Source organism: Kribbella hippodromi (genome assembly GCF_039531045.1).
Lineage (GTDB): Bacteria > Actinomycetota > Actinomycetes > Propionibacteriales > Kribbellaceae > Kribbella > Kribbella hippodromi.
In genome coordinates, this window is sequence record NZ_BAAAPH010000019.1 from 109,476 (window position 1) to 130,391 (window position 20,916).

A 20,916-nucleotide genomic window follows, 5' to 3' on the forward strand; every position below is an offset into this window, starting at 1 on the left:
GGCGTCACCAACTACTTGGTGATGGTCACCGAGACCGGCGCGGACGCGGTGTTCGCGGCGACGACGCGGAACTTGTTCACACCGACCCGGCCGCTCTGCACCCAGACCGTGTAGGTCGCGCTCCGGGTCACCTTGGTGGTGGCCGGGAAGTTGACCCACTTGCCGTTCTCCAGCCGCTGCACCTGGACCACGGTGTTCGCGGCGATCCCGGTGGTCTTACCGGTGAAGGAGACCTTCGCCCAGGCCTTCGCGGTGGCCTTGTCCGACTTGATCGTGATCGACTTCGCCGCGGCCGGCGTGCTGACCGCCGAGACCTGAGTGGTGGCGGCGTTGGCCTGCAGGGCACCGGCCACGCCGAGACCGGCGGCGGCCAGAGCGACACCAGCGAAAGCGGCAGCGGTACGACGCACGAACTGAGCACGCATGATGATGGTTTCCCCTCGTTTTGAAGGGCTCTCGGTGTGGGAGCCCGTTGCACAAGGAGAGACGCGGTGGACCGGCGAAAGGTTGTGTTACGACTCCGTCTCAGGTCCGGCGGGCAGCACCAGCCGGGCCAGCGCGCCGCCGCCAGGGGCCTCGCCGAAGGTCAGCTCGGCGCCGAGCACCTTCGCGTGCCCGGCCGCGATGGTCAGCCCGAGACCGTGCCCGGCCCCGCGCTCGGCCATCCCGGACCGGAACCGGCGCGGGCCCTCGGCAATCAGCTCCTCCGGATACCCGTTGCCGTGGTCAACCACCTCGACGGTCCGGCCGCTGACCGTCACCTCGACCGGCGGCTTGCCGTGCCGCAGGCCGTTCACGATCAGGTTGGCCAGGATGCGCTCGATCCGGCGCGAGTCGGTGGAGACCGTCTCGTCCGGGCCGGACCGGCGCACGATCACGCTGTCCGGCGCGAGCGCCTGCTGCATCCGCAGCCGCCCGACCGCCGACCCGACGAACGCGCCCAGCCCGACCAGCTCCAGGTCGGCCTGCTCGACCCCGGAGTCGAACCGGGCGATCTCCAGCAGGTCCTCGACCAGCCGCCGAAGGACCTTCGCCCGGTCCCGTACCAGCTCACTCGGCCGCCCAGGCGGCAGCAGTTCGGCCGCGGTCGTCAGCCCGGTCACCGGCGTACGCAGGTCGTGCGCGACGTCCGCGGTGAAGCGGCGCTCCGCCTCCAGCTGCCCGCGCAACGACGTGGCCATCGTGTCCAGGGCGGTGGCCAGTGACTGCACCTCGTCCTTGCCCTTGCCGACCGCCTCGGCCGCGGACGCGTCCAGATCGCCGGCCGCGATCCGGCGCGCCGTCCCCGCGACCGCGACGATCCGCTTGGACAGGCTGCCCGCCAGGATCACGCTGACCAAGGCGACCAGCGCGACCGTACCGATGCCGCCGAGCAGCAGCGCCTGCTGCAGCGCCTTCATCGAGTCGTCGCTGTTCTCGTAGTCCTGCTCGATCGACAGCACCTTGCCGTCCTTGACCGCCACCGCCGCCCACATCTTGGCCCGCGGCGACCCCGTCTTGAAGGTCGCCCGCTTGCCCTGCAGGACGGCATCCCGCAGCTGCGGCGGCAGATCCGGATCGTCCAGCTTGGCGCCGAACACCGGTACGTCGTTGGTGTCGTAGCTCTGCGCCGCGAGCTGAATCCGCTCGTCCGCGAAACTGCGCGTCCGGTCCAGCCGGGCCGACTGGGCCTGGGTGTAGACCGCGACGCACAGCACCAGGATCGCGAGCGACGAGACGAGCAAAAAGATGAGACCGAGCTTGCCCCGGAGGCCCATCCCCTAGGCCCTGAGTTTGTACCCGAAGCCGCGGACGGTTTCGATCCGGTCGGCGCCGATCTTGGTCCGGAGCCGCTGCAGGTGGACGTCGACCAGCCGGCCGTCGCCACCCCACTCGTAGTCCCAGACCCGCTGCAGCAAGGTCGACCGGCTCAGCACCACACCGGGGTTGTTGGCGAACTCGATCAGCAGCTTGAGCTCGGTCGGCGTCAGCTGGACGGTTTGTCCACTCCGCCGCACCTCCAGCGCCTCCCGGTCCAGCTCCAGATCGCCGAACGACTCCACCCCGGAGCCGGCCGACGGGGCCGGACGCTCCGGATCGGAGACCGCCCGCCGCATCACCGCCCGCAGCCTGGCCACCAGCACCTGGGTGTCGAACGGTTTGGTCACATAGTCGTCGGCGCCTGCCTCCAGCCCGAGGACGACATCGAGCGCGTCACCGCGCGCCGACACCATCACGATCGGGACCGTACTGGTCTCACGGATCCGTCGGCACACCGAGATGCCGTCCAGCCCGGGCAGCATGATGTCCAGCATCACGACGTCCGGGTGGATCTTCTCGAAACGCTCGATCGCTTCCAGGCCGTCCTCGGCCGTGGTCACGTCGTAGCCGTGCCGTTCCAGGGTCAACTGGGTCGCCTCACGGATCACCGCGTCGTCCTCGACCATGAGAATGCGCGCTGCCGGTTCTTCCGGTACCACCGAACTTCAGTCTCCCTACTGGTCCGTCGAGCTCACCTTGATCATCTGCCGACCGTTCCAACGGTAGACCTCGACCCGGCGACCCGACGGGCAGCAGACCGGGTCGTTGATCGTGAAGATCTTCGACTCGACCACCAGGTCCCCTTGCGGGCTGGCGTTCACGGTCGGCTGCTCGACGTTCAAACTCCAGATCGGTCGCGGGCCGGATGGCTCCACGGCGATCAGGAAGATACCGAAGACGAACTTTTCCAGGGTATGGATCAGGACGATCTGCTGAGGTGTACCGCTGTGCAATACATCAACGGTCCTACCCCTGCTGAGGCAACGCGAAATCACTGTGCAATTCGTCAGAACCGTCCGGGAGTACCCGGACAGCCGCTTGTCGGCCAGCAACCGGACCCTGACTTCGGCCAGATCGACCGCCACCGCCGGGGTCCGCATCGGGTGCGGGCTCGGCGTGGTGAGACCCGGGGTGGGTGTCGACGGCGGGGCCGCTTCCGGCCCTTCCACCCGCAGCCCGCCACCGTTCGCGCAGGCGGACAGCAGCACCGTCGCGACCACGGCCGCGACGGCAGGGAGCACGGCACGGCGCCACTGACCCATCGGGCGCCTCCTACCCTGCATCCAGTCCCCCGCGAATTCTTCTCAGCTTTCGCTACCTATGCTGTCGGCTCGACGTCACATTCGACGGGCATGGACGTCCAATGGCCCCGGCAGTTGTGTTGCGATTGCGTCACAGCCTCACTCGGCAACGATCTTGCCCGGGTTGAGCAGGTTTTTCGGGTCCAGCGCGGTCTTGATCGCCCGGTGCACGTCCAGCGCGACCGGACCGATCTCCTCGGCCAGCCAGGTCCGCTTCAGGACGCCGACCCCGTGCTCACCGGTGATCGTGCCACCGAGTTCCAGCCCGATCTCCATCACCCGGTCGAACGCGACCTGGGCCCGTTCGGCCTGCGCCGGGTCGGCCTGGTCGAAGACCACGGTCGGGTGCATGTTGCCGTCACCGGCATGGCCGAGGACGCCGATGGTGATGTCCAGCTCGGCCGACAGCTGTTCCAGCCGGCCGATGAAGTCCGCCAGCCGGGTCCGCGGGACGGCGACGTCGTCGATCATCGTGGTGCCGAGCTGCTCCAGCGCGGTCAGCGCCACCCGGCGGCCCTCGAGCAGCATCTCGCCCTCGGCGTCGTCCTCGGCCTCGATGCACTCCAGCGCGCCGTGGTCGCGGCACAGCTTGGCGACCGCGGCGACATCGGCCGCGCCCGCCTCGCCACCGGCGTCGGACTGCGCGATCAGCATCGCCGCCGCCTCGTCCGGCAGGTCCATCCGCTTGTACTTGTTCACCGCGCGGATCGTGGTCTGATCCATGATCTCCAGCAGGCTGAGCGAGACGCCGCTGCGGATGATCTCCAGGATCGCGTTCCCGGCCTCGACACCGGAGCCGAACAGCGCCGCCATCGTCTTCGGCTTGGCCGCCGCCGGCCGGAGCATCAGCGTCGCCTCGGTGATGATGCCGAGCGTGCCCTCACTGCCGACGATCAGCTTCGCCAGGTCGTACCCGGCGACGCCCTTGACCGTCTTCCGGCCGGTGCGCAGAATCCGCCCGTCGGCGAGCACGACCTCCAGGCCGAGGACGTAGTCGGTGGTCACGCCGTACTTCACGCAGCACAGGCCGCCCGAGTTCGTGGACAGGTTGCCGCCGATCGAGCAGAACTCCCAGCTGGACGGGTCCGGCGGGTAGAACAGCCCGTGCTCGGCCACGGCGCGGGACAGTACGGCGTTGTACACGCCTGGCTGCGTGACGACGTACCGGTCGATCGGCTCGATGGCCAGGATCCGGTCCATCTTCTCCAGCGAGATCACGATGCAGCCGTCCAGCGCGTTCGCCGCGCCGGACAGGCCGGACCGGGCGCCCTGCGGCACGATCGGTACGCCGGCCTCGTTCGCGATCCGGACCGCGGCCTGGACGTGCGCGGTCTCCCGCGCCAGCACGACCGCCAACGGCATGCCGGCCGGGCAGAACATCGCCCGGTCGTACCGGAAGCTCTCCATCCGGTCCGGGTCCGTCACCAGCGCCTCGGCGGGCAGCGCCTGGCGCAGTTGCTCGACAACCTGACTCATACCGCGAGCCTAGTGAATACCGCTCAGTACCGCGCCCCCTTGTCTCAGACCGTGCTGTCTCAGACCGTGCTTTCTCAGCCGGTGCTGGGCCAAGGGGGCGCCGGCGCTCAGCGCGTACGTCTGGTGGCGTTCTCCGAGATCTCCTCGTAGCCGCCGCCGTAGTTGTGGTACTCCCGGCCGATCGCGACGAAGGTGATGCTGCCGCTGGCCGCCTTCACCTTCGGTGTCCGGCAGGTGCGCTGCCCCGCGATCACCGAACCGTTGCCGCCGCTGCTGTCACAGCTGAGCACCCGGCCGTTGCTGCCGCCGCCGTACTGCACCAGGAAGGCATTCGCCTTCGCGTTGGCGACCAGTGCGGACGCCATGGTGATCTCGGCCCAGTACTGCGAGCAGTTGTCCCGGACCAGCCGGATCGTGCCCCAACTGGGCGGTTTGTTGTCTCGTAGCATCGGTGCCGACGCGATGGACGTCGCACCAGAACAATTGGCGGCCGTGACCGCCTGGGCCGGCGCGGCGGTGAGGGCGAACGCGCCCACCCCGGCAAGGCCCGCAGTGCTGAGCAGAATGCCCAGTGTTTTCATGACGAAACCCTTCCTGAGCGCGCGCCCCGACGCACACTCGGAAGGCACACTACGCGAACACCCGCTGCCCCGACAGTCATTCCGGTAATCGGACGGCGACACGCCGTAACCAGTTGCACCGGGCAAGCACCCACCCCGCCCCGGCCTCCGCCTCTCCACCACCCCGCCCACCGCGCCGTACGCCCCCACCACGCCTCCACCACCCCCACCACGCGAGTGGATATCCACTGCTGTGGTGCCTTCTCCACTCTCGTACCAGTGGAGAACCCCCAACAAGGGTGGATATCCACTCTTGTTGGGGTTTGTTGCGCGGGCAACTAATCAGAGGTTGCCGCGGCGCTCTTGTTCGCGCTCGATCGCTTCGAAGAGGGCCTTGAAGTTGCCCTTGCCGAAGCCGAGGGAGCCGTGCCGCTCGATCAACTCGTAGAAGACGGTCGGGCGGTCGCCGATCGGGGCGGTGAAGATCTGCAGCAGGTACCCGTCCTCGTCCCGGTCGACCAGGATGCCGCGCGATTGCAGGTCCTCGATCGGTACCCGGACCTCGCCGATCCGCGAGCGCAGCTCAGGGTCCTCGTAGTACGAGTCGGGCGTGTTCAGGAACTCGACGCCGTTCGCGCGCATGATGTCGACGGTGCGCAGGATGTCGTTGGTGGCGAGCGCGATGTGCTGCGCGCCGGCGCCGTCGTAGAACTCCAGGAACTCGTCGATCTGGGACTTCTTCTTCGCGATCGCCGGCTCGTTCAGCGGGAACTTCACCCGGTGGTTGCCGTTGGCGACGACCTTGCTCATCAGCGCCGAGTAGTCGGTGGCGATGTCGTCCCCGATGAACTCGGCCATGTTCACGAAGCCCATCACCTTGTTGTAGAACGCCACCCACTCGTCCATCTTGCCGAGCTCGACGTTGCCGACGACATGGTCGACCGCCTGGAAGAGCCGCTTCGGGTGCCCCTCCGGCCGGGTGACCTGGGTCGTCGCGGGGATGAAACCGGGCAGGTACGGGCCGTCGTACCGGCTGCGGTCGATCAGGGTGTGGCGGGTGTCGCCGTACGCGGCGATCGCGGCGCGGCGGACCGTACCGTGCTCATCGGTGACGTCGTTCGGCTCCTCCAGCACCGTGGCGCCGACCTTGCGCGCGTGCGCGACGCACTTGTCCACATCCGGTACCTCGAGGGCGATGTCCGCGACCCCGTCACCGTGCTTGCGGTGATGGTCGAGCAGCGGGCTCTTCGGGCTCACCCCACCGGAGATCACGAACCGGGCGGAGCCTGCCTTCAGCACGTACGCCTTGCTGTCCTTCGCGCCGGTCTCCGGGCCGGAGTACGCGACCAGGTCCATGCCGAAGGCGAGCTGGTAGTACTTCGCGGTCTGGGTGGCGTTGCCGACCACGAACACCACGGCGTCCATCGCGGTGACCGGGAACGGGTCGGTGGTCTCGTCGTACGGCACCAGGCCGACGAGCTGCTTCAGCTGGTCGAGGTCGAGATCGGCGTCGAGCTCTGCGGGGGTGAGGTCGGTGCTGGTCATCGTTGTCCTCCGGAGTCGGGTAGGTGCTCCCGAGCCTGGTCGGATGGAGACAGGTTGTGCAACAGTTCGTTATTTTGCTGGGCAGGTTGTCCAGTATCTTTGGGGTTGTTCTGGGCTATTTGGTCAGGCTGACTATTGCTGGAGGGTTGGTATGTCAGTGGATGCGCTGGACGCGCGGATCCTGGGGTTGTTCGCGGCCGAGCCGCGGGTCGGGGTGCTGGAGGCGTCGCGGCGGCTGGGGGTGGCGCGCGGGACGGTGCAGGCGCGGCTGGATCGGTTGCAGCGCGACGGGGTCGTCCGCGGGTGGGGGCCGGACATCGACACGACGGCGATCGGTTATCCGGTGACCGCGTTCGCGACGTTGCAGATCGAGCAGGGGTCAGGTCATACGACGGTGGCGGCGGCGCTGGCGCGGATCCCGGAAGTGCTCGAGGTACACACCATCACCGGCGCCGAGGACCTGTGGTGCCGAATCGTCGCCCGCTCCAACGCCGACCTGCAACGCGTGATCGACCAGGTGGTAACAGTCCAGGGCATCCAACGCGCATCCACCGTCATCGCCCTCGCCGAACAAATCCCCCACCGAGTACTCCCCTTGGTAGAAGCAGCGACCAAGAACTAACACCCGCCGTGCTCGCTCCGCTCGCTCGCCGGGTGGAGATGAAGGCACGCCCGGCAAGCTGTGGTCGGCGGCACCGCTTGGCGGTGGTGGGTGCGCTGGTCAGGCGAGGCGTTTGGCTACTTCTACGGCGGCTCGGGCTACTCGGGGGCCTACGAAGTCTCGGTCGAGTTTGCCCAGGACGACGACGCCGATGGAGGCTTCCACGCCTGGTACGCCGAGGACGGGGGACGAGACGCCCTGGGCGCCGGCCTGGAGTTCGCCGGCGGTGATGACGAAGGGGCGGCCGGCGGGGTCGGGTTTGCGGCGGCCGGCCAGGATCGCCTTGCCGGCCGCGCCCTGGTCGAGGGCATGCCGGGAACCCATCCGGTACGACACGTGGAAGTCCGTCCAGCTCGGCTCGATCACGGCGATCGCGAGCGCTTCCTCACCGTCCGCGACGGTCAGATGCGCGGTCGCGCCGGTGTCTTCGGCGAGCGAACGCAGCACCGGCAGCGCCGCGTCCCGCAGCGTCGGCTGCACCCGGCGGCTGTAGTGCAGTACGGCGAGCCCCAACCGCGCCCGCCCTTCACTGTCTCGCCGCACCAACCGGTGCAGTTCAAGCGTGTTCACCAGCCGGTACACGACCGTACGGCTGACCCCGAGCGCCGCGGCGAGCTCGGTGATGGAGAGACCGTCCGGCGCGTCCGCCAGCAACTCGAGGACAGTGAGTCCCCGATCGAGCGTCTGGGAAGTTTCGGCGGGCACCCAGCTAGCGTATCCGCTATTCGGGCGCGGACCGATGGACCCGTATCTTGCTGCCGTGCGAAATTACTGGTCGCTGCTCCCTGCCGTCCTCGTGGCCGTGGTGCTGATCCTGGTCTATGCCGTGCCGACCCTGATCAATCCACAGTGGACGAGCTCGATCATGGCCTTGTTCCGCACCGCGCCGCTCCCGGTCGACGCGAGCGAGGCAGAGACGCGGCGAGCGGCCGGAATCCTCGGCCCGCAACAGATTCGGTCCCGCCGGATGCTGGCCGTCGCGCTGGTCGCGGGCGCCCTGGTGCTGGTCGGCATCAACATCTCGTTCAACCGGGAGGCGGTCGGCTGCTACAAGGCGGCCCGGGCGTTCGGCGCGATCGACGGCCCGGACGCCAAGGACCCGTGCGTGGACATGATCTTCGGCACATTCATCGGCGACGGCCGCGGCAGCAGCTCGGACAAGCCGCACCAGCCGGTGCAGAACTACCAGCTGGTCAAGGGCAAGAAGCCCAAGTACCTGAAGTGGATCCAGAACGCGCCCAAGTACGACGACGCGGACCTGCTGATCGGTACCGGGATCGCCTGCGCCGGCGACCTGCGGATCGAGGAGCAGGAGGACAAGATCCTGGTGTACGTGGATGTCGACACGCCCTGCCCGGCCGAGAGCAACGCGTCGATCACCGCGTTCAAGCTGAAGAAACCGCTCGGTGACCGCAAACTCGTCACCGTCGGCGACAAGCCGATGACCGAGATCAACCCGGACATGGATTCCTGGTTCACGGTCCTGAAAAAACTCGCCACCGGCGGCTAGAAAGATCCACGACGAGAAGATCTAGCTGAGCGCGCGGGTCCGCGAGTCGTACTCCCGGAACGGCCGGTTCCGCGCCAGCAGGATCAGCAACCCGGTGATACACACCGCGGCGCCGCCGAGCAGCGCGATCGTCGGACTGGTCAGTGACGCCGTCGTACCGGCCACGAAGTCACCGAGGCGCGGCCCGCCCGCCACGACCACGATGAACACCCCCTGCAACCGCCCGCGCATCGCATCCGGCGCGGCCGACTGCAGCACGGTGTTCCGGTACGCGGAACTGACCATGTCCGCGGCACCCGACATCGCCAGCAGCGCGACCCCGAGCCAGATCGTCCGCGACAACCCGAACAGTCCGACCGCCGCCGCGTACGCCGTGATCGCGAGCACGATCGCGAGGCCCTGCCGCCGGACCCGCGTCACCCAGCCGGAGAAGATCACGCCGAGCAGCGCGCCGATCGCCGGGGCGGCCTGCAGTACGCCGACGGTCCGCACGCCGCCGCCGAAGAACGCGCCCGCGACGGCCGGGAACAGCGCCCGCGGCTGCGCGAACACCATCGCGAAGATGTCCGCGAGGAAGGTCGCCAGCAACGCCGGGGCAGCCCGCAGGAAGGTGAACCCCTCCAGTACGGACCGCAGCCCGGCCCGGCGGACCGATCCCTCCGGCGGCACCGGCGGCAACCGGAAGAGGGCGTACAGCGCGGCGGTGAAGGTGATGACGTCGACCAGGTACGCCGCCGCGAACCCGTGCCAGGCGATCACCGCCGCGCCGAGCAACGGGCCGGCGGTGAAGCCCAGGTTGAACGCGGCCTGGCTGAGCGTGTTCGCGGCCGGCAGCAGCTCCGGCCGGATCAGCCGCGGGATGATCGCGGACCGGGCCGGGTTGTTCACCGCGAAGCACGCCGACTGGCAGGCCACCACCGCGTACAGGATGCCGACCTGTCCCCAGCCGAGCTGTGACTGCAGCACCAGCACCATCGAGAGCAGCCACAGCCCGGTGGACGAGATCAGCGCGAGCGTACGGCGGTCGATCGCGTCCGCCATCGCGCCGCCGTACAGACCGAACACGATCAGCGGGACCAGCGAGAACAAGCCGACCAGTCCGACCGCGAAGGTCGAGTGCGTCAACGCGTACACCTGGATCGACACCGTCACCGCGGTCATCTGCTGACCGAGCTGCGACACCGTCGACCCGAGCCACAACCGCCGGAAATCAGCGGACTCACGCAGCGGACGGATGTCGGTGAGCAGACGCACGCCGACAAACTTAACTCTCAGAGGGCGTCTGAGGACGCTGCGCCGTAGCGAGGAGGTGCTCGGTGCGGTAGCTCGGCGTGCGGGAGGGGAGGCCTCGATGTGGTTTCATCGTGGCCTTTCCTCCCGTGCGGCGAGGTGCCGTGCCGAGTGCCCCGCAGTAGGTGCAGGGTTCTCAGACGCCCTCTTAAACTGTTGGGAAGAGTTGGTGGTCGAGTGGCGCACCGACTGTCAGGTTCAGGCCGTCCGTGCAGACGTGGCCACTGCCTGTGTACGTGGCGTCCGCGTCGATGTAGATCGCGACGTGGGCGATCCGCGGATCGTCGGTCAGGTTCGGCGTGGCGGAGTGCGCCAGATACGCGTTGTGGAAGGTACAGTCGCCGGCCTGCAACGGGATGGTCAGCCGCTCCTCCCAGCGCAGATCCGGCGCGGCGCGGAACAGGTCGTCGCGGTCGGACAGGTCCTGGCTGCGCAGGTTCTGATGGTCCTGCGAGCCGGGGATGAACGTCATGCAACCGCGCTCCACCGGTACGTCGACGAGCGCGATCCACGCCGACAAGGAGGCCCGCGAACCGGCGTGCGGCCAGTACGGCGCGTCCTGGTGGAACTCGGTGGCGGCGCCGTTGTGCGGCGGCTTGATCAGCAGCTGGTCGTGCCAGATCCGCAGCGGTACACCGGCCAGCGCGGTCGCCGCCGCAGCCAGCCGCGGGTCGAGGGTGAGTTCCTTGAGTACGTCGTTGTGCTGCCAGACGTTGACGTACTGGTTGAAGATCTTCGAGCCCTCGAAGTTGTCGGCGGCGCTCGCGGTCCACTCGGTCGCGGCCGCGGCGAACCGGGCTGCCTCGTCCCGGCTGATGATGTTCCGGATCCGGACCACCCCGTCCCGGCGATAGGCGGAAATGGTCTCGTCGTCGAGCGTCGCTGGTGCCGTAGGGTCGGTCGTGGTCATCGGCGTACTCCTCGGTTTCCCGTGGTCTGGAAGGTGATTCCAGCTTCGCGGACGGGTGCGTACGCGGGACAGGCGATGGTTGACCATGAGTTGACTGAAATTGACCTCAGTGGAGTTCTTGGAGTCGCGGATGCACAACGTGCTGAGTAGCGAGGTGTTCCCGGATCCGCGGCTGCCGGTCGCCGGGGAGCGGATCGAGGTCGTCGCCGACGTCGCCGTCCACAGCCACGCATTCTTCGAGATCGCGGTGGTGGTGTCGGGCCGGGGCACGCATGTGTCGGCGGGCGGGGAGGTCGCGCTGGCGGCGGACTCGGTGGTCGTGCTGCGGCCGGGCGAGTGGCACGGGTACGTCGGGTGCGACCGGCTGGTGGTGCGGAACGCGTACCTAGGGCCGGATGTGTTCGCAATGCTGTCGGGCGCCTTGGTGCCCGGGGCTGCGGGGGCCGGCGCTGCGGGGGCCGGGCCCGGGACACGGGCGCCGGCGCATCCGGCGGTGCAGCACGCGATGCGGCTCCTGGAGGCCGACCCGGCCGAGGCGTGGACCCTGGAACGGCTGAGCACCCGCGTCAATCTCGCGCCCGGGTACCTGGTGCGCGTGTTCGGCAAGTCGATCGGGATGGCACCGATGGCGTACCTGAACCGGGTCCGGGCCGAGCGCGCCGCCGGGTTGCTGATCGAGACCGAGCTGCCGATCAGCACCATCGGTACGCAGGTCGGCTGGCCGGATCCGAGCCATGCCACCCGCCGGTTCCGGTCGGCTTTCGGGCTCAGTCCATCCCAGTACCGGTCCGCTTTCAGACCGTAGGCGAAGATGTCCCCATGACGTCGTCTTTGCGTACGCCCGACCCGAATCCAGGGTGGCTGTCCGAGTTCGCGCTGGCCGAGACCCGGACCCGGGTGCCGATCCTGTACGTCGAGGCGGTGCCGGCCCGGGTCGACTCGCTCGGCCAGATCGAGCACATCGGCGTACTGCTCCGGACCTCGCCCGCGACCGGCGAGATCACCCGCACCCTGGTCTCCGGCCGGGTGCTGCACAACGAGTCGATCCGGGACGCGCTGCAGCGCAACATCGAGAAGGACCTGGGCCCGAACGCGTTCCCGCGGCTGCCCGCCTCGCTGGTGCCGGTCACGGTCGCCGAGTACTTCCCGTTCCCCGGGATGACGCCGCTGCACGACCCGCGGCAGCACGCGGTCTCACTGGTGTACGTCGTGCCCGTGACCGGCGAGTGCAACCCCCGCCAGGACGCGCTCGAGCTGACCTGGCTGACCCCCGAAGAAGCCCTCGCCCCCAGCCTCCTGAACGACCTGGAAGGCGGCCGCGGCCAACTCCTCAAACAAGCCCTCGCCTGGTCCGGCGCCATCGTCTGACCCCCGGGCGCCACACCCGGCCGACGCCACCCCACCTGGCTGGCGCCACCCCCAACCGGCCGGCGCCACCCCACCCGGGCGATGCCACCCCAACCGGCCGGTGCCACCCCACCCCACCCGGCCGCGGCACCCCCAACCCTGCTCTTGCGAAAGAGCAGTTCGCTGGTGAGGAGCAGTCCGTGGTGCGGGGTCACCAGTCGAGACGACCTTCCTCGGCGTACACCTGCCCGGTGGGACCGTCGGCCGACAGGGTTGCGAGCCGCACTGCTACAGCTGCGCCCTGGGCTGGGGTGCGGGCGGCTTCCCAGCCGCCCATGTCCGTGGCGCAGTTGCCGGGGTCGGCGCCGTTCACCAGGATGCCGGTGCCGCGGAGCTCGTTCGCGAGCATCACGGTGACCATGTTCACCGCCGCCTTGGACGAGTTGTACCCGAGCGTCAGCATCGTCGACATCTCCGACTCGGGATCACCCACCTGCGCGAACGACGCGAGCGACGTCGAGAGGTTCACGATCCGCGCCGCCGGCGCCGTCCGGAGCAGCGGCAGGAACGCCTGCGTGACCTCCACCAGCCCGATCACATTCGTCTCGAAGGCGGCCCGCAGTACCGCACCCTCGATCCGCGACACCGCATCGTCCCCGTCCGGGATGATCGCCGCGTTGTTCACCAGTACATCCAGCCGCCCGTACGCAGCGTCGACCTTCGCCGCGGCCGCCCGTACCGACGCCGGATCGTTCACGTCGAGCTGAAGCGCGACCGCGTCGATCCCCTCGGCGACCAGCTCCTTCACCGCCAGCTCGCCGCGCTCCGCGTCCCGCGCCCCGGCCAGTACGGTGAACCCGCCCGCGCCGAGCTGCCGCGCGATCTCCTTGCCGATGCCTTTGTTGGCGCCCGTGACGAGCGCGATCTTGTTCGTGGTCATGCCCTCTACCCTCGACCGGACCGCGGCGCCGAGGCAGAGCGGGCCGAGCCTGGGACTGGCACTCCCTGGATGCGTCACCACCGCCCTGAGATCCTGGGACCGTGGATCGACACGGACTGGCCGATTTCCTCCGCGTACGCCGGGAGGCGCTGCAACCGTCCGATGTCGGTCTCCCGGCCGGACTGCGCCGCCGTACGCCCGGGCTCCGCCGGGAGGAAGTGGCGAGCCTGGCGACGATGTCGACGGACTACTACACCCGGCTGGAGCAGGGTCGAGGCCCGCGTCCGTCGCGGCCGGTGCTGACTGGGCTCGCGCGGGCGCTGCGCTTGTCCGACGACGAGCGGGCGCACTTGTTCCGGCTGGCCGGTGAGCAACCTGGGCCGCCGCCGGGGCCGCCGTCCGACGTACGCTCCGGTGTGCTGCGGATGATCGCCCAGCTGGACGTGCCCGCACTGGTACTGGACGCCAAGTACGACGTCCTTGCCTGGAATCCGCTGGCGGCCGCGCTGATCACGGACTTTTCCGCGATCCCGCCGCGCGACCGGAACCTGCTCCGGCTGCGGTTCCTGACCGATCGGCAGGCCGAGCTCTTCGGTGAGGGCGCCACCCGGGAGTTCGCCCGGAGCGCGGCTGCTGATTTGCGGGCGGCGACCAGCACGTACCCAGACGATCCGGAGCTGGCGCGGCTGGTGCGCGATCTGCGGGCCGGCAGCCCGGAGTTCGCCGAGATCTGGGCCCGGCACGAGGTCGGCCGCCAACTGTCGCTCTGCCAGACGATCCATCACCCCCAGGTCGGCCGGATCGACGTCATCTGCGAGGTCCTGGTCGTCCCCGAACGCGACCAGCGCGTCATCCTCTACACCACCGCCCCCGGCTCCCCCTCCGACCAGGCCATCCGCCTGCTGGAGGTCATCGGAACCCAATCCCTCACCACCCACCCCTGAACAACAGTTCCAGCGAACTCCCGCAAGCGCGATCAGCCGACTGGTCAGCGCATGCAGAACCGGCGACATCCCCACCGCTCCATCAAACAACCCACAACACGGCGGCCGGAGGACAGCGGCCGACACAACCGCCCCCAAACCGGTTTGGGGGGGGTGTCCTGGGGGCGGGTGGGTGTTGGTGGGTCAGGCGCGGCGTTGGGTGGCCCAGTGGCGGACCAGGTCGATGCGTTCTTGGAGTTGGATGGAGGAGGCGTGGGCGGCGGCGGGGCCGCCCAGTTTGCGGCGGAGGTCGTTGTGGATGACGCCGTGGGGCTGGCCGGTGCGGTGGTGCCAGGCGGCGACCAGGCCGTTCAGCTCGCGGCGCAGCAGGGCGATCTGGTCATGGGTGGCCAGCTCGGTCGGTGTCGGGTCCTCCGCGGGACCACTGGAGCGCTGCGACTTCTTCTGCGCGGCCAGCGACTTCTGCTGACGTTTGTGCAGCAACTCGCGGACCTGATCCGGCTCCAGCAACCCCGGCAGACCCAGGAAGTCGAGCTCCTCGTCCGTCGCGTTGTCGCCGCCGGTGCCGTAGTCGCCGCCGTCGAACACCACCCGGTCGAAGCTCGCATCCGACCCGAGCGCCTCGAAGTTGCCCTCCAGCTCGTCGCTGGCACCCTCCGCCTGGTTCGCCTGCTTCAGCAGGTCGTCCTCGAGCGCGAAGATGTCGCCGTCCTCGTTGCTGTTCTTCCGGCCGAGCACATGGTCCCGCTCGACCTCCATCTCGGCCGCGAACCCGAGCAGCCGGGTCACCGACGGCACGAATACCGACGCCGTCTCACCGCGCTTCCGGGCCCGCACGAACCGCCCGACCGCCTGCGCGAAGAACAGTGGCGTCGAGGTCGGCGTCGCGTACACCCCGACCGCCAGCCGGGGCACGTCCACCCCTTCGGACACCATCCGGACCGCGACCATCCAGCGCGACTCGTCCTCGGAGAACTTCTGGATCTTCTTGCTGGCCGCCTTCTCGTCCGACAGCACCACGGTCGGCGCCTCACCGGTGAGCTCGCGGAGCGTCTTCGCGTACGCGCGGGCAGTGTTCTGGTCGCCCGAGATCACCAGCGCGCCGGCGTCCGGCATGTGCCGCCGTACTTCGGTCAGCCGCTTGTCCGCGGCCGCGAGCACCGCGCCCATCCACTCGCCGGCCGGGTCCAGCGCGGTCCGCAGCGCCTGGGCGGTCAGGTCCTTGGTCAGCGGCTCACCCAGCCGCGCGGCGACCTCGTCACCGGCCTTGGTCCGCCAGCGCATCTCGCCGGAGTACGACATGAAGATCACCGGGCGGACGACATGGTCACGAAGCGCATGACCGTACCCGTACGTGTAGTCGGCCTTGCTCCGGGCGACGCCGTCGTGCGCTTCCTCGTACGTCACGAACGGGATCGGGTTGTCGTCGCTGCGGAACGGTGTACCGGTCAGGCAGAGCCGGCGGGCCGCGGGCTCGAACGCCTCCCGCACGCCTTCACCCCAGCTCAGCGCGTCACCGCCGTGGTGCACCTCGTCCAGGATCACCAGCGTCTTGAACCGCTCGGTCCGGACCCGGAAGGCCAGTGGGTTCACCGCCACCCCGGCGTACGTGACCGCGACGCCCTGGAAGTCCTTGTTCGTCTTGCCGCGCCGGCCCGCGAACGCCGGATCGATCGCGATCCCGGCCTTGTCCGCCGCCTCGGCCCACTGGACCTTGAGGTGCTCGGTCGGCGTGACCACGGTGATCCGCTCGATCTGCCGGCGCTGCAGCAGCTCGGCGGCGACGGTCAGCGCGAAGGTGGTCTTCCCGGCGCCCGGTGTCGCGACGGCGAGGAAGTCCCGTGGGTTGCTGTCGAGGTAGAGCTGCAAGGCCTCCGCCTGCCAGGCCCGCAGCTTGCTCGCGGTACCCCAGGCGGCGCGGTCCGGGTACGCCGGCGGCAGCACCGCTGGACTGGCCGGAACGTGCGATTCCACAGACAGCTACTCCCCCGAAGTCGACAGTGTGCCGGGCAGGAAGATTACCCGAGATCGGTTACGAGATCAGATCCGTCGGCCGCACGGACACCTCGTACGGACTTGTCAGCCGCGCCACTTCGTCCCCGGTGACCTTCGCGACCTGCACGTATGCGCCGTCCCGCAATTCCCAGGCGATCAGGCTCGGCGTGTCGGGATCGACCACCCAGTACGCCGCGCAGCCCGCCGCCTCCAGCCGGGAGAACTTCACCATCAGATCGAACCGCCGGGTGCTCGGCGACAACACCTCCACCGCCAGCAACGGCGGCCCGGGCAGATCCCGCTCGCTGAAGGCGTCCCGGTGAGCGACCAGCAGATCCGGCTCCAGCACGGTGTCCGGTGCGAGCACGACGTCGACCGGCGCGTACAGCACCCGCAGCTCCGGTGGGCACGCCGCGAACAGCGCCCGGTAGATCGCCGCGGACACGATCTGATGGCGCGGCACCGGCGCCGGGCTCACGAGCAGAACTCCGTCGACGAGCTCGTAGCGGCGGCCGTCATCGGGCATCCGGTCGAGATCGTCCCTGGTCAGCGGCGCATCCGGTCGTTGCAGCCACAGGTTGGGCGTCGGAATGGGTTCCACGAGACTCATACTGCCTCCTCAGGTCGGTCACGTCAGAGAAGATGCCGCGATCTGCCCCAGGTTGCCCCGGGATTCCCCGAGCTGTGGAAAAGTTCCGGTGCGGCTGGTGACACGTCCTACACTCGGGGGTATGAGTACTCAGCTGACCCCCGGCGCGGAGACGGTTGTCGACGAGCGGACCCAGACCGCGCCGGCCGAGCCCGGCGATCACGAGCGGTTCTCGCACTACGTGCCGAAGGACAAGCTGACCGAGGCGATGGTGATGGGTACGCCGGTGGTCGCGCTCTGTGGCAAGGTCTGGGTGCCGAGCCGCGACCCGCAGCGCTTCCCGGTCTGCCCGGAGTGCAAAGAGATCTGGGACTCGCTCAACCCAGGCGACGACGAGGGCGGCGAGTAGCCGCCGGGCGAGCAGTCACAGCCGCCGCGCGGGCAGCCGCGCTCAGTTCTGGGTCGGGTCGTCCGGGTAGGTGGCCAGGTAGGCCACCTGGTCCGGCTGCCGGCGCAGCACCCGGCGCCAGAGCGTGCTGGGGTCGTGGCTGAACACGTCCTCGGGCTTGGACTCGACCACGTACCAGGCGCCTTCGGTGATCTCACCTTCGAGCTGACCGCTGGACCAGCCCGCGTACCCGGCGAAGATCCGCATCCGGGTGATCGCGCCCTCGAGCAGCACCGGCGGTACGTCGAGGTCGATCAGCCCGATCCGTCCGAAGCACTCCCGCCAGCCGGGCGGGTCCGCGGACTCCACCACCTCGGCGACGGCGAGTGCGCTGTCCGTACCGACCGGGCCGCCCATGAACAGCACACCGGGCTCGTCCACCGCGGTCGACCAGTCCGGGAGTACGCGGTCGACGGTCAGATCGGCCGCGCGGTTCACCACCACCCCGAGCGCACCGTCGTCGTCGTGGTCCAGCAGCAGGATCACCGACCGGCGGAAGGGCGGCTCGTCCAGCAACGGCGTCGCCACCAGCAGCGAACCGGTCAGAGTCGAGGCCGTCATACCTCCATCATGGCGTACGCCGGTGCAGCATCACGCCGTACGCCGCTGCACCCATCGCCCGAACCATGAACCAAGCCACCCACCGAGCGCGACGCCGACCAGATCAGCGAGTGAGTCGAACGGGTCGCCGTCCCGCTGCGGCAACCACCAGTGCTGCACCAACTCACTGACCACCGCATTCGCCACCAGTGCACCAAGCAACCAGCGCGCAGGCAGCCGAGCCATCAGCCCGGTGAACGCCACCGCACCGAACAACAGGCAGTGCACGACCTTGTCCAGCTGCGGGATGCCCACATCCGGACCGGCCTCGCGCGGCGCGTACACGGCGTACAACTGGACCGCCACCGCCCCGGCGAAGAGGATCCGCCAGACCCAAAGCACGACCCCGGAGCGGCGCTCGGCCGCCGTCCGAACCAACTCGGTCACAGAGCTGGAGCGTCGTCCGGGAAGAGCTCTGCCGCCGGCGCCTTGCCGCCGGCCGCGTCCCGGACCGCGTGCGCGACCATCGTGTGCACCTCCGGGTGGAAGACGCTGGGCACGATGTACGTCGCGTTCAGCTCCTCGTCCGTGACCACGCCGGCCAGCGCCTTCGCGGCGGCCAGCTCCATCTCGACCGACACCTTCGAGGACTGCGCGTCCAGCAGACCGCGGAAGACACCCGGGAAGACCAGCACGTTGTTGATCTGGTTCGGGTAGTCGCTGCGGCCGGTGGCGACCACGGCGGCGTGCTCGCCGGCCTCGGTCGGGTCCACCTCGGGGGTCGGGTTCGCCAGCGCGAACACGATCGCGTCGTCGTTCATGGTGGCGATGTCGGCGCCGGTCAGGATGTTCGGCGCGGACACCCCGATGAACACGTCGGCCCCGGCCACCGCGCCCTTCAGGTTGCCGCTGTACTTGGCCGCGTTGGTGTTCTCCGCGATCCAGCGCAACTCCGGCGACAGGCCGTCCCGCTCGGTGTGGATGACGCCGTCGATGTCGGCGACGCAGGTGTCCTTCACCCCGGCCGCGAGCAGCAGCTTGAGGATCGCTGTCCCGGCCGCGCCGGCGCCGGACAGCACCACCTTGACGTTCGAGATGTCCTTGCCGACGACGCGGAGCGCGTTGTACAGCGCGGCCAGGACGACCACCGCCGTACCGTGCTGGTCGTCGTGGAAGACCGGGATGTCCAGCTCCTCGCGCAACCGGGCCTCGATCTCGAAGCAGCGCGGCGCGGAGATGTCCTCCAGGTTGATGCCGGCGAAGCCCGGCGCGATCGCCTTCACGATCGAGACGATCTCGTCCGGGTCCTGGGTGTCCAGGCAGAGCGGCCAGGCGTCGATGCCGGCGAACCGCTTGAACAGCGCGGCCTTGCCCTCCATCACCGGCAGCGCGGCCTTCGGGCCGATGTTGCCGAGGCCGAGCACGGCCGAACCGTCGGTGACCACGGCGACACTGTTCCGCTTGATCGTCAGCCGGCGGGCGTCGTCGGGGTTGTTCGCGATCGCCAGGCAGACCCGCGCGACGCCCGGCGTGTAGATCATCGAGAGGTCGTCCCGGTTGCGGATCGGGTGCTTGGCCTCCATCGAGATCTTGCCGCCGAGGTGCATCAGGAAGGTCCGGTCCGAGACCCGGCCGATCTCGACCCCCGGCACCGCCCGCATCGCCTCGACCAGGCGGCCGGCGTGCTCGGTGTCGGCCGCGGCACAGGTGACGTCGATCCGCAGCCGCTCGTGGCCGGACGCGGTCACGTCGAGCGCGGTGACCAGGCCGCCGGCCTGCTCGACCGCGGTCGTCAGCTTGCTCACCGTCGAGCCGCCCGCGGGCACCTCGAGGCGAACGGTGATGGAGTACGAAACACTCGGCAAGGCAGTCACGCGGGTGATCCTCTCACGCCACTGGTAATGCTCAAGGGTTACGTAAGTAAAGTGCATCACAGGGTAGTGGGTAATCCATTACCCGACCGCTACTGTTCAGGCAGCGGAGGTGATCGGGGCGTGGCGACTGTCAGCGATGTGGCGGCTCGGGCCGGGGTGTCGACGGCCACGGTGTCGCGCGCGCTGAACGGGAAACCGACGGTCGACCCGGAGCTGGCCGAGCGGGTCCGGGCGGCCGCGACCGAGCTCGGGTACCAGCCGAACGGCCCGGCGCGGAACTTGCGCCGTCAGGAAGCCGCGGTCGTCGCGCTGATCATCTCCGACGTGGAGAACCCGTTCTTCACCGCGATCGCGCGCGGGGTCGAGGACGTCGCGCACGAGGTCGGGTACTCGGTGGTGCTGTGCAACTCCGACGAGAGCGCGGAGAAGGAGAGCCGGTACATCGACATCGCCATCCAGGAACGGGTCGCGGGCGTGATCCTGTCCCCGAGCGGCCCGGCCACGGCGGTCGCGAAACTGGCCGCGCGCGGGACGGCGTACGTCGCGGTGGACCGTCCGCTGTCCGGTCACGACAGCGATGTCGTCCTGGTCGACACCCGGCTCGCGGCCCGGGAAGCGACCGCGCATTTGATTGCCCAGGGCTACGAACGGATCGGTTGCGTGACCGGGCCGGCGGGCGTCCGTACCGCCGACGATCGGCTGGCCGGGTATCGCGATGCGCTCAAAGCCGCGCGCCGCCGGAGTACGCCCAAGCTGGTGCGCCGGAGTGAGTACAAGGCGGCCGGAGCGCATCGCGCGGCGCTCGAGCTGCTGACCCAGCCCGAACCACCGGACGCGCTACTGATCGCGAACAGCGCGATGGCCGTCGGCGTTCTGCAAGCTCTGCGGGAGCGAGGCGTACGAGCCGGGCGCGACCTCGGGCTGGTCACCTTCGACGACGCGCCGTGGGCCGAGCTGGTCGATCCGCCGCTGTCAGTGGTCGCCCAACCGGCGTACGAGCTCGGCAGCGTGGCCGCGCGGCTGCTGCTGGCAAGAATCGCCGACAACACCCGCCCGGCCACGACCACCACCCTCGGCGCCCGCCTGATCGCCCGCGCCAGCTCCCACCGCCCTTGACCGGCCCAAACCGGTTTGGGGCGGTTTGTAGCCCAACGTGGGTAGGTCGACCGCCCCAAACCGGTTTGGG

23 protein-coding genes are annotated in these 20,916 nt (G+C 69.2%); 7 read left to right on the top strand and 16 right to left on the bottom strand.

Annotated features, from left to right (window positions below):
• Window positions 1–11: 11 nt before the first annotated feature.
• The 7 genes from ABD260_RS26910 to hppD all read right to left on the bottom strand — a co-directional run bounded on the left by ABD260_RS26910 (window position 12) and on the right by hppD (window position 6,682).
• Entirely contained in the window at window positions 12–425 is a 414-nt protein-coding gene (locus ABD260_RS26910) for a hypothetical protein (protein ID WP_344237670.1), read from the bottom strand.
• Between the two features lie 87 nt (window positions 426–512).
• Window positions 513–1,757, bottom strand: coding sequence for a HAMP domain-containing sensor histidine kinase (locus ABD260_RS26915; protein ID WP_344237672.1), 1,245 nt, complete (start codon window positions 1,755–1,757; stop codon window positions 513–515).
• 3 nt (window positions 1,758–1,760) lie between these two features.
• Complete coding sequence (cseB, locus tag ABD260_RS26920; protein WP_344237674.1) at window positions 1,761–2,459, bottom strand: two-component system response regulator CseB; 699 nt, start codon at window positions 2,457–2,459, stop codon at window positions 1,761–1,763.
• Window positions 2,460–2,474: 15 nt separating this feature from the next.
• The gene (locus ABD260_RS26925) at window positions 2,475–3,062 is read right to left on the bottom strand and encodes a hypothetical protein (protein WP_344237676.1); all 588 of its coding nucleotides are present in this window, start codon (window positions 3,060–3,062) and stop codon (window positions 2,475–2,477) included.
• Between the two features lie 138 nt (window positions 3,063–3,200).
• Window positions 3,201–4,577 (bottom strand): FAD-binding oxidoreductase, encoded by a 1,377-nt coding sequence (locus ABD260_RS26930; protein ID WP_344237678.1) that lies wholly within the window; start codon window positions 4,575–4,577, stop codon window positions 3,201–3,203.
• A 107-nt stretch (window positions 4,578–4,684) separates the two neighbouring features.
• Window positions 4,685–5,158 (bottom strand): hypothetical protein, encoded by a 474-nt coding sequence (locus ABD260_RS26935; RefSeq protein ID WP_344237680.1) that lies wholly within the window; start codon window positions 5,156–5,158, stop codon window positions 4,685–4,687.
• 321 nt (window positions 5,159–5,479) lie between these two features.
• Entirely contained in the window at window positions 5,480–6,682 is a 1,203-nt protein-coding gene (gene hppD, locus ABD260_RS26940; RefSeq protein ID WP_344237682.1) for a 4-hydroxyphenylpyruvate dioxygenase, read from the bottom strand.
• Between the two features lie 151 nt (window positions 6,683–6,833).
• Between hppD and ABD260_RS26945 the strand changes: the two genes are divergently transcribed.
• Window positions 6,834–7,304 (top strand): Lrp/AsnC family transcriptional regulator, encoded by a 471-nt coding sequence (locus tag ABD260_RS26945; protein WP_344237684.1) that lies wholly within the window; start codon window positions 6,834–6,836, stop codon window positions 7,302–7,304.
• A gap of 99 nt (window positions 7,305–7,403) precedes the next feature.
• Here the strand turns inward: ABD260_RS26945 and ABD260_RS26950 are convergent, their stop codons facing one another.
• Entirely contained in the window at window positions 7,404–8,048 is a 645-nt protein-coding gene (locus ABD260_RS26950; RefSeq protein ID WP_184835865.1) for a helix-turn-helix domain-containing protein, read from the bottom strand.
• 55 nt (window positions 8,049–8,103) lie between these two features.
• Here ABD260_RS26950 and ABD260_RS26955 point away from each other — a divergent pair, with 55 nt between their 5' ends.
• Entirely contained in the window at window positions 8,104–8,853 is a 750-nt protein-coding gene (locus tag ABD260_RS26955; RefSeq protein ID WP_344237686.1) for a hypothetical protein, read from the top strand.
• Window positions 8,854–8,874: 21 nt separating this feature from the next.
• Here the strand turns inward: ABD260_RS26955 and ABD260_RS26960 are convergent, their stop codons facing one another.
• Entirely contained in the window at window positions 8,875–10,107 is a 1,233-nt protein-coding gene (locus tag ABD260_RS26960) for an MFS transporter (RefSeq protein ID WP_344237688.1), read from the bottom strand.
• 184 nt (window positions 10,108–10,291) lie between these two features.
• Window positions 10,292–11,053 (bottom strand): phytanoyl-CoA dioxygenase family protein, encoded by a 762-nt coding sequence (locus ABD260_RS26965; RefSeq protein WP_344237690.1) that lies wholly within the window; start codon window positions 11,051–11,053, stop codon window positions 10,292–10,294.
• A gap of 109 nt (window positions 11,054–11,162) precedes the next feature.
• On the opposite strand from ABD260_RS26965, the gene ABD260_RS26970 reads away from it, so the two are divergent.
• Entirely contained in the window at window positions 11,163–11,858 is a 696-nt protein-coding gene (locus tag ABD260_RS26970; protein WP_344237692.1) for an AraC family transcriptional regulator, read from the top strand.
• Between the two features lie 14 nt (window positions 11,859–11,872).
• Window positions 11,873–12,421, top strand: a complete 549-nt coding sequence (locus tag ABD260_RS26975; protein WP_344237694.1) for an NUDIX hydrolase family protein — start codon at window positions 11,873–11,875, stop codon at window positions 12,419–12,421.
• Window positions 12,422–12,611: 190 nt separating this feature from the next.
• Here ABD260_RS26975 and ABD260_RS26980 read toward each other — a convergent pair whose 3' ends face one another.
• Complete coding sequence (locus ABD260_RS26980) at window positions 12,612–13,340, bottom strand: SDR family oxidoreductase (RefSeq protein ID WP_344237696.1); 729 nt, start codon at window positions 13,338–13,340, stop codon at window positions 12,612–12,614.
• Window positions 13,341–13,441: 101 nt separating this feature from the next.
• On the opposite strand from ABD260_RS26980, the gene ABD260_RS26985 reads away from it, so the two are divergent.
• On the top strand, window positions 13,442–14,284 hold the full coding sequence (locus ABD260_RS26985) for a helix-turn-helix transcriptional regulator (protein ID WP_344237698.1): 843 nt from the start codon (window positions 13,442–13,444) through the stop codon (window positions 14,282–14,284).
• A 183-nt stretch (window positions 14,285–14,467) separates the two neighbouring features.
• On the opposite strand, the gene ABD260_RS26990 is transcribed toward ABD260_RS26985, so the two are convergent.
• Window positions 14,468–16,258, bottom strand: coding sequence for a DEAD/DEAH box helicase (locus tag ABD260_RS26990; protein WP_344237700.1), 1,791 nt, complete (start codon window positions 16,256–16,258; stop codon window positions 14,468–14,470).
• A 58-nt stretch (window positions 16,259–16,316) separates the two neighbouring features.
• Window positions 16,317–16,889: a Uma2 family endonuclease gene (locus ABD260_RS26995; protein WP_344237702.1), complete on the bottom strand. Its 573-nt coding sequence runs from the start codon at window positions 16,887–16,889 to the stop codon at window positions 16,317–16,319.
• Between the two features lie 121 nt (window positions 16,890–17,010).
• Between ABD260_RS26995 and ABD260_RS27000 the strand changes: the two genes are divergently transcribed.
• Complete coding sequence (locus tag ABD260_RS27000) at window positions 17,011–17,277, top strand: DUF3039 domain-containing protein (RefSeq protein WP_344237704.1); 267 nt, start codon at window positions 17,011–17,013, stop codon at window positions 17,275–17,277.
• Window positions 17,278–17,319: 42 nt separating this feature from the next.
• Here the strand turns inward: ABD260_RS27000 and ABD260_RS27005 are convergent, their stop codons facing one another.
• Genes ABD260_RS27005 through ABD260_RS27015 form a run of 3 tightly spaced genes read right to left on the bottom strand, consistent with a single transcriptional unit; the run spans window position 17,320 to window position 19,730 of the window.
• Window positions 17,320–17,877, bottom strand: a complete 558-nt coding sequence (locus ABD260_RS27005; protein ID WP_344237706.1) for a YqgE/AlgH family protein — start codon at window positions 17,875–17,877, stop codon at window positions 17,320–17,322.
• Between the two features lie 30 nt (window positions 17,878–17,907).
• Complete coding sequence (locus ABD260_RS27010; protein WP_344237708.1) at window positions 17,908–18,303, bottom strand: VanZ family protein; 396 nt, start codon at window positions 18,301–18,303, stop codon at window positions 17,908–17,910.
• A complete protein-coding gene (locus ABD260_RS27015) occupies window positions 18,300–19,730 on the bottom strand; it encodes an NAD-dependent malic enzyme (RefSeq protein ID WP_344237710.1) in 1,431 nt (476 codons plus the stop codon). The genes ABD260_RS27010 and ABD260_RS27015 overlap by 4 nt, the downstream gene beginning before the upstream one ends.
• 120 nt (window positions 19,731–19,850) lie before the next feature.
• Here ABD260_RS27015 and ABD260_RS27020 point away from each other — a divergent pair, with 120 nt between their 5' ends.
• Window positions 19,851–20,846: a LacI family DNA-binding transcriptional regulator gene (locus tag ABD260_RS27020; RefSeq protein WP_344237712.1), complete on the top strand. Its 996-nt coding sequence runs from the start codon at window positions 19,851–19,853 to the stop codon at window positions 20,844–20,846.
• Window positions 20,847–20,916 lie beyond the last annotated feature (70 nt).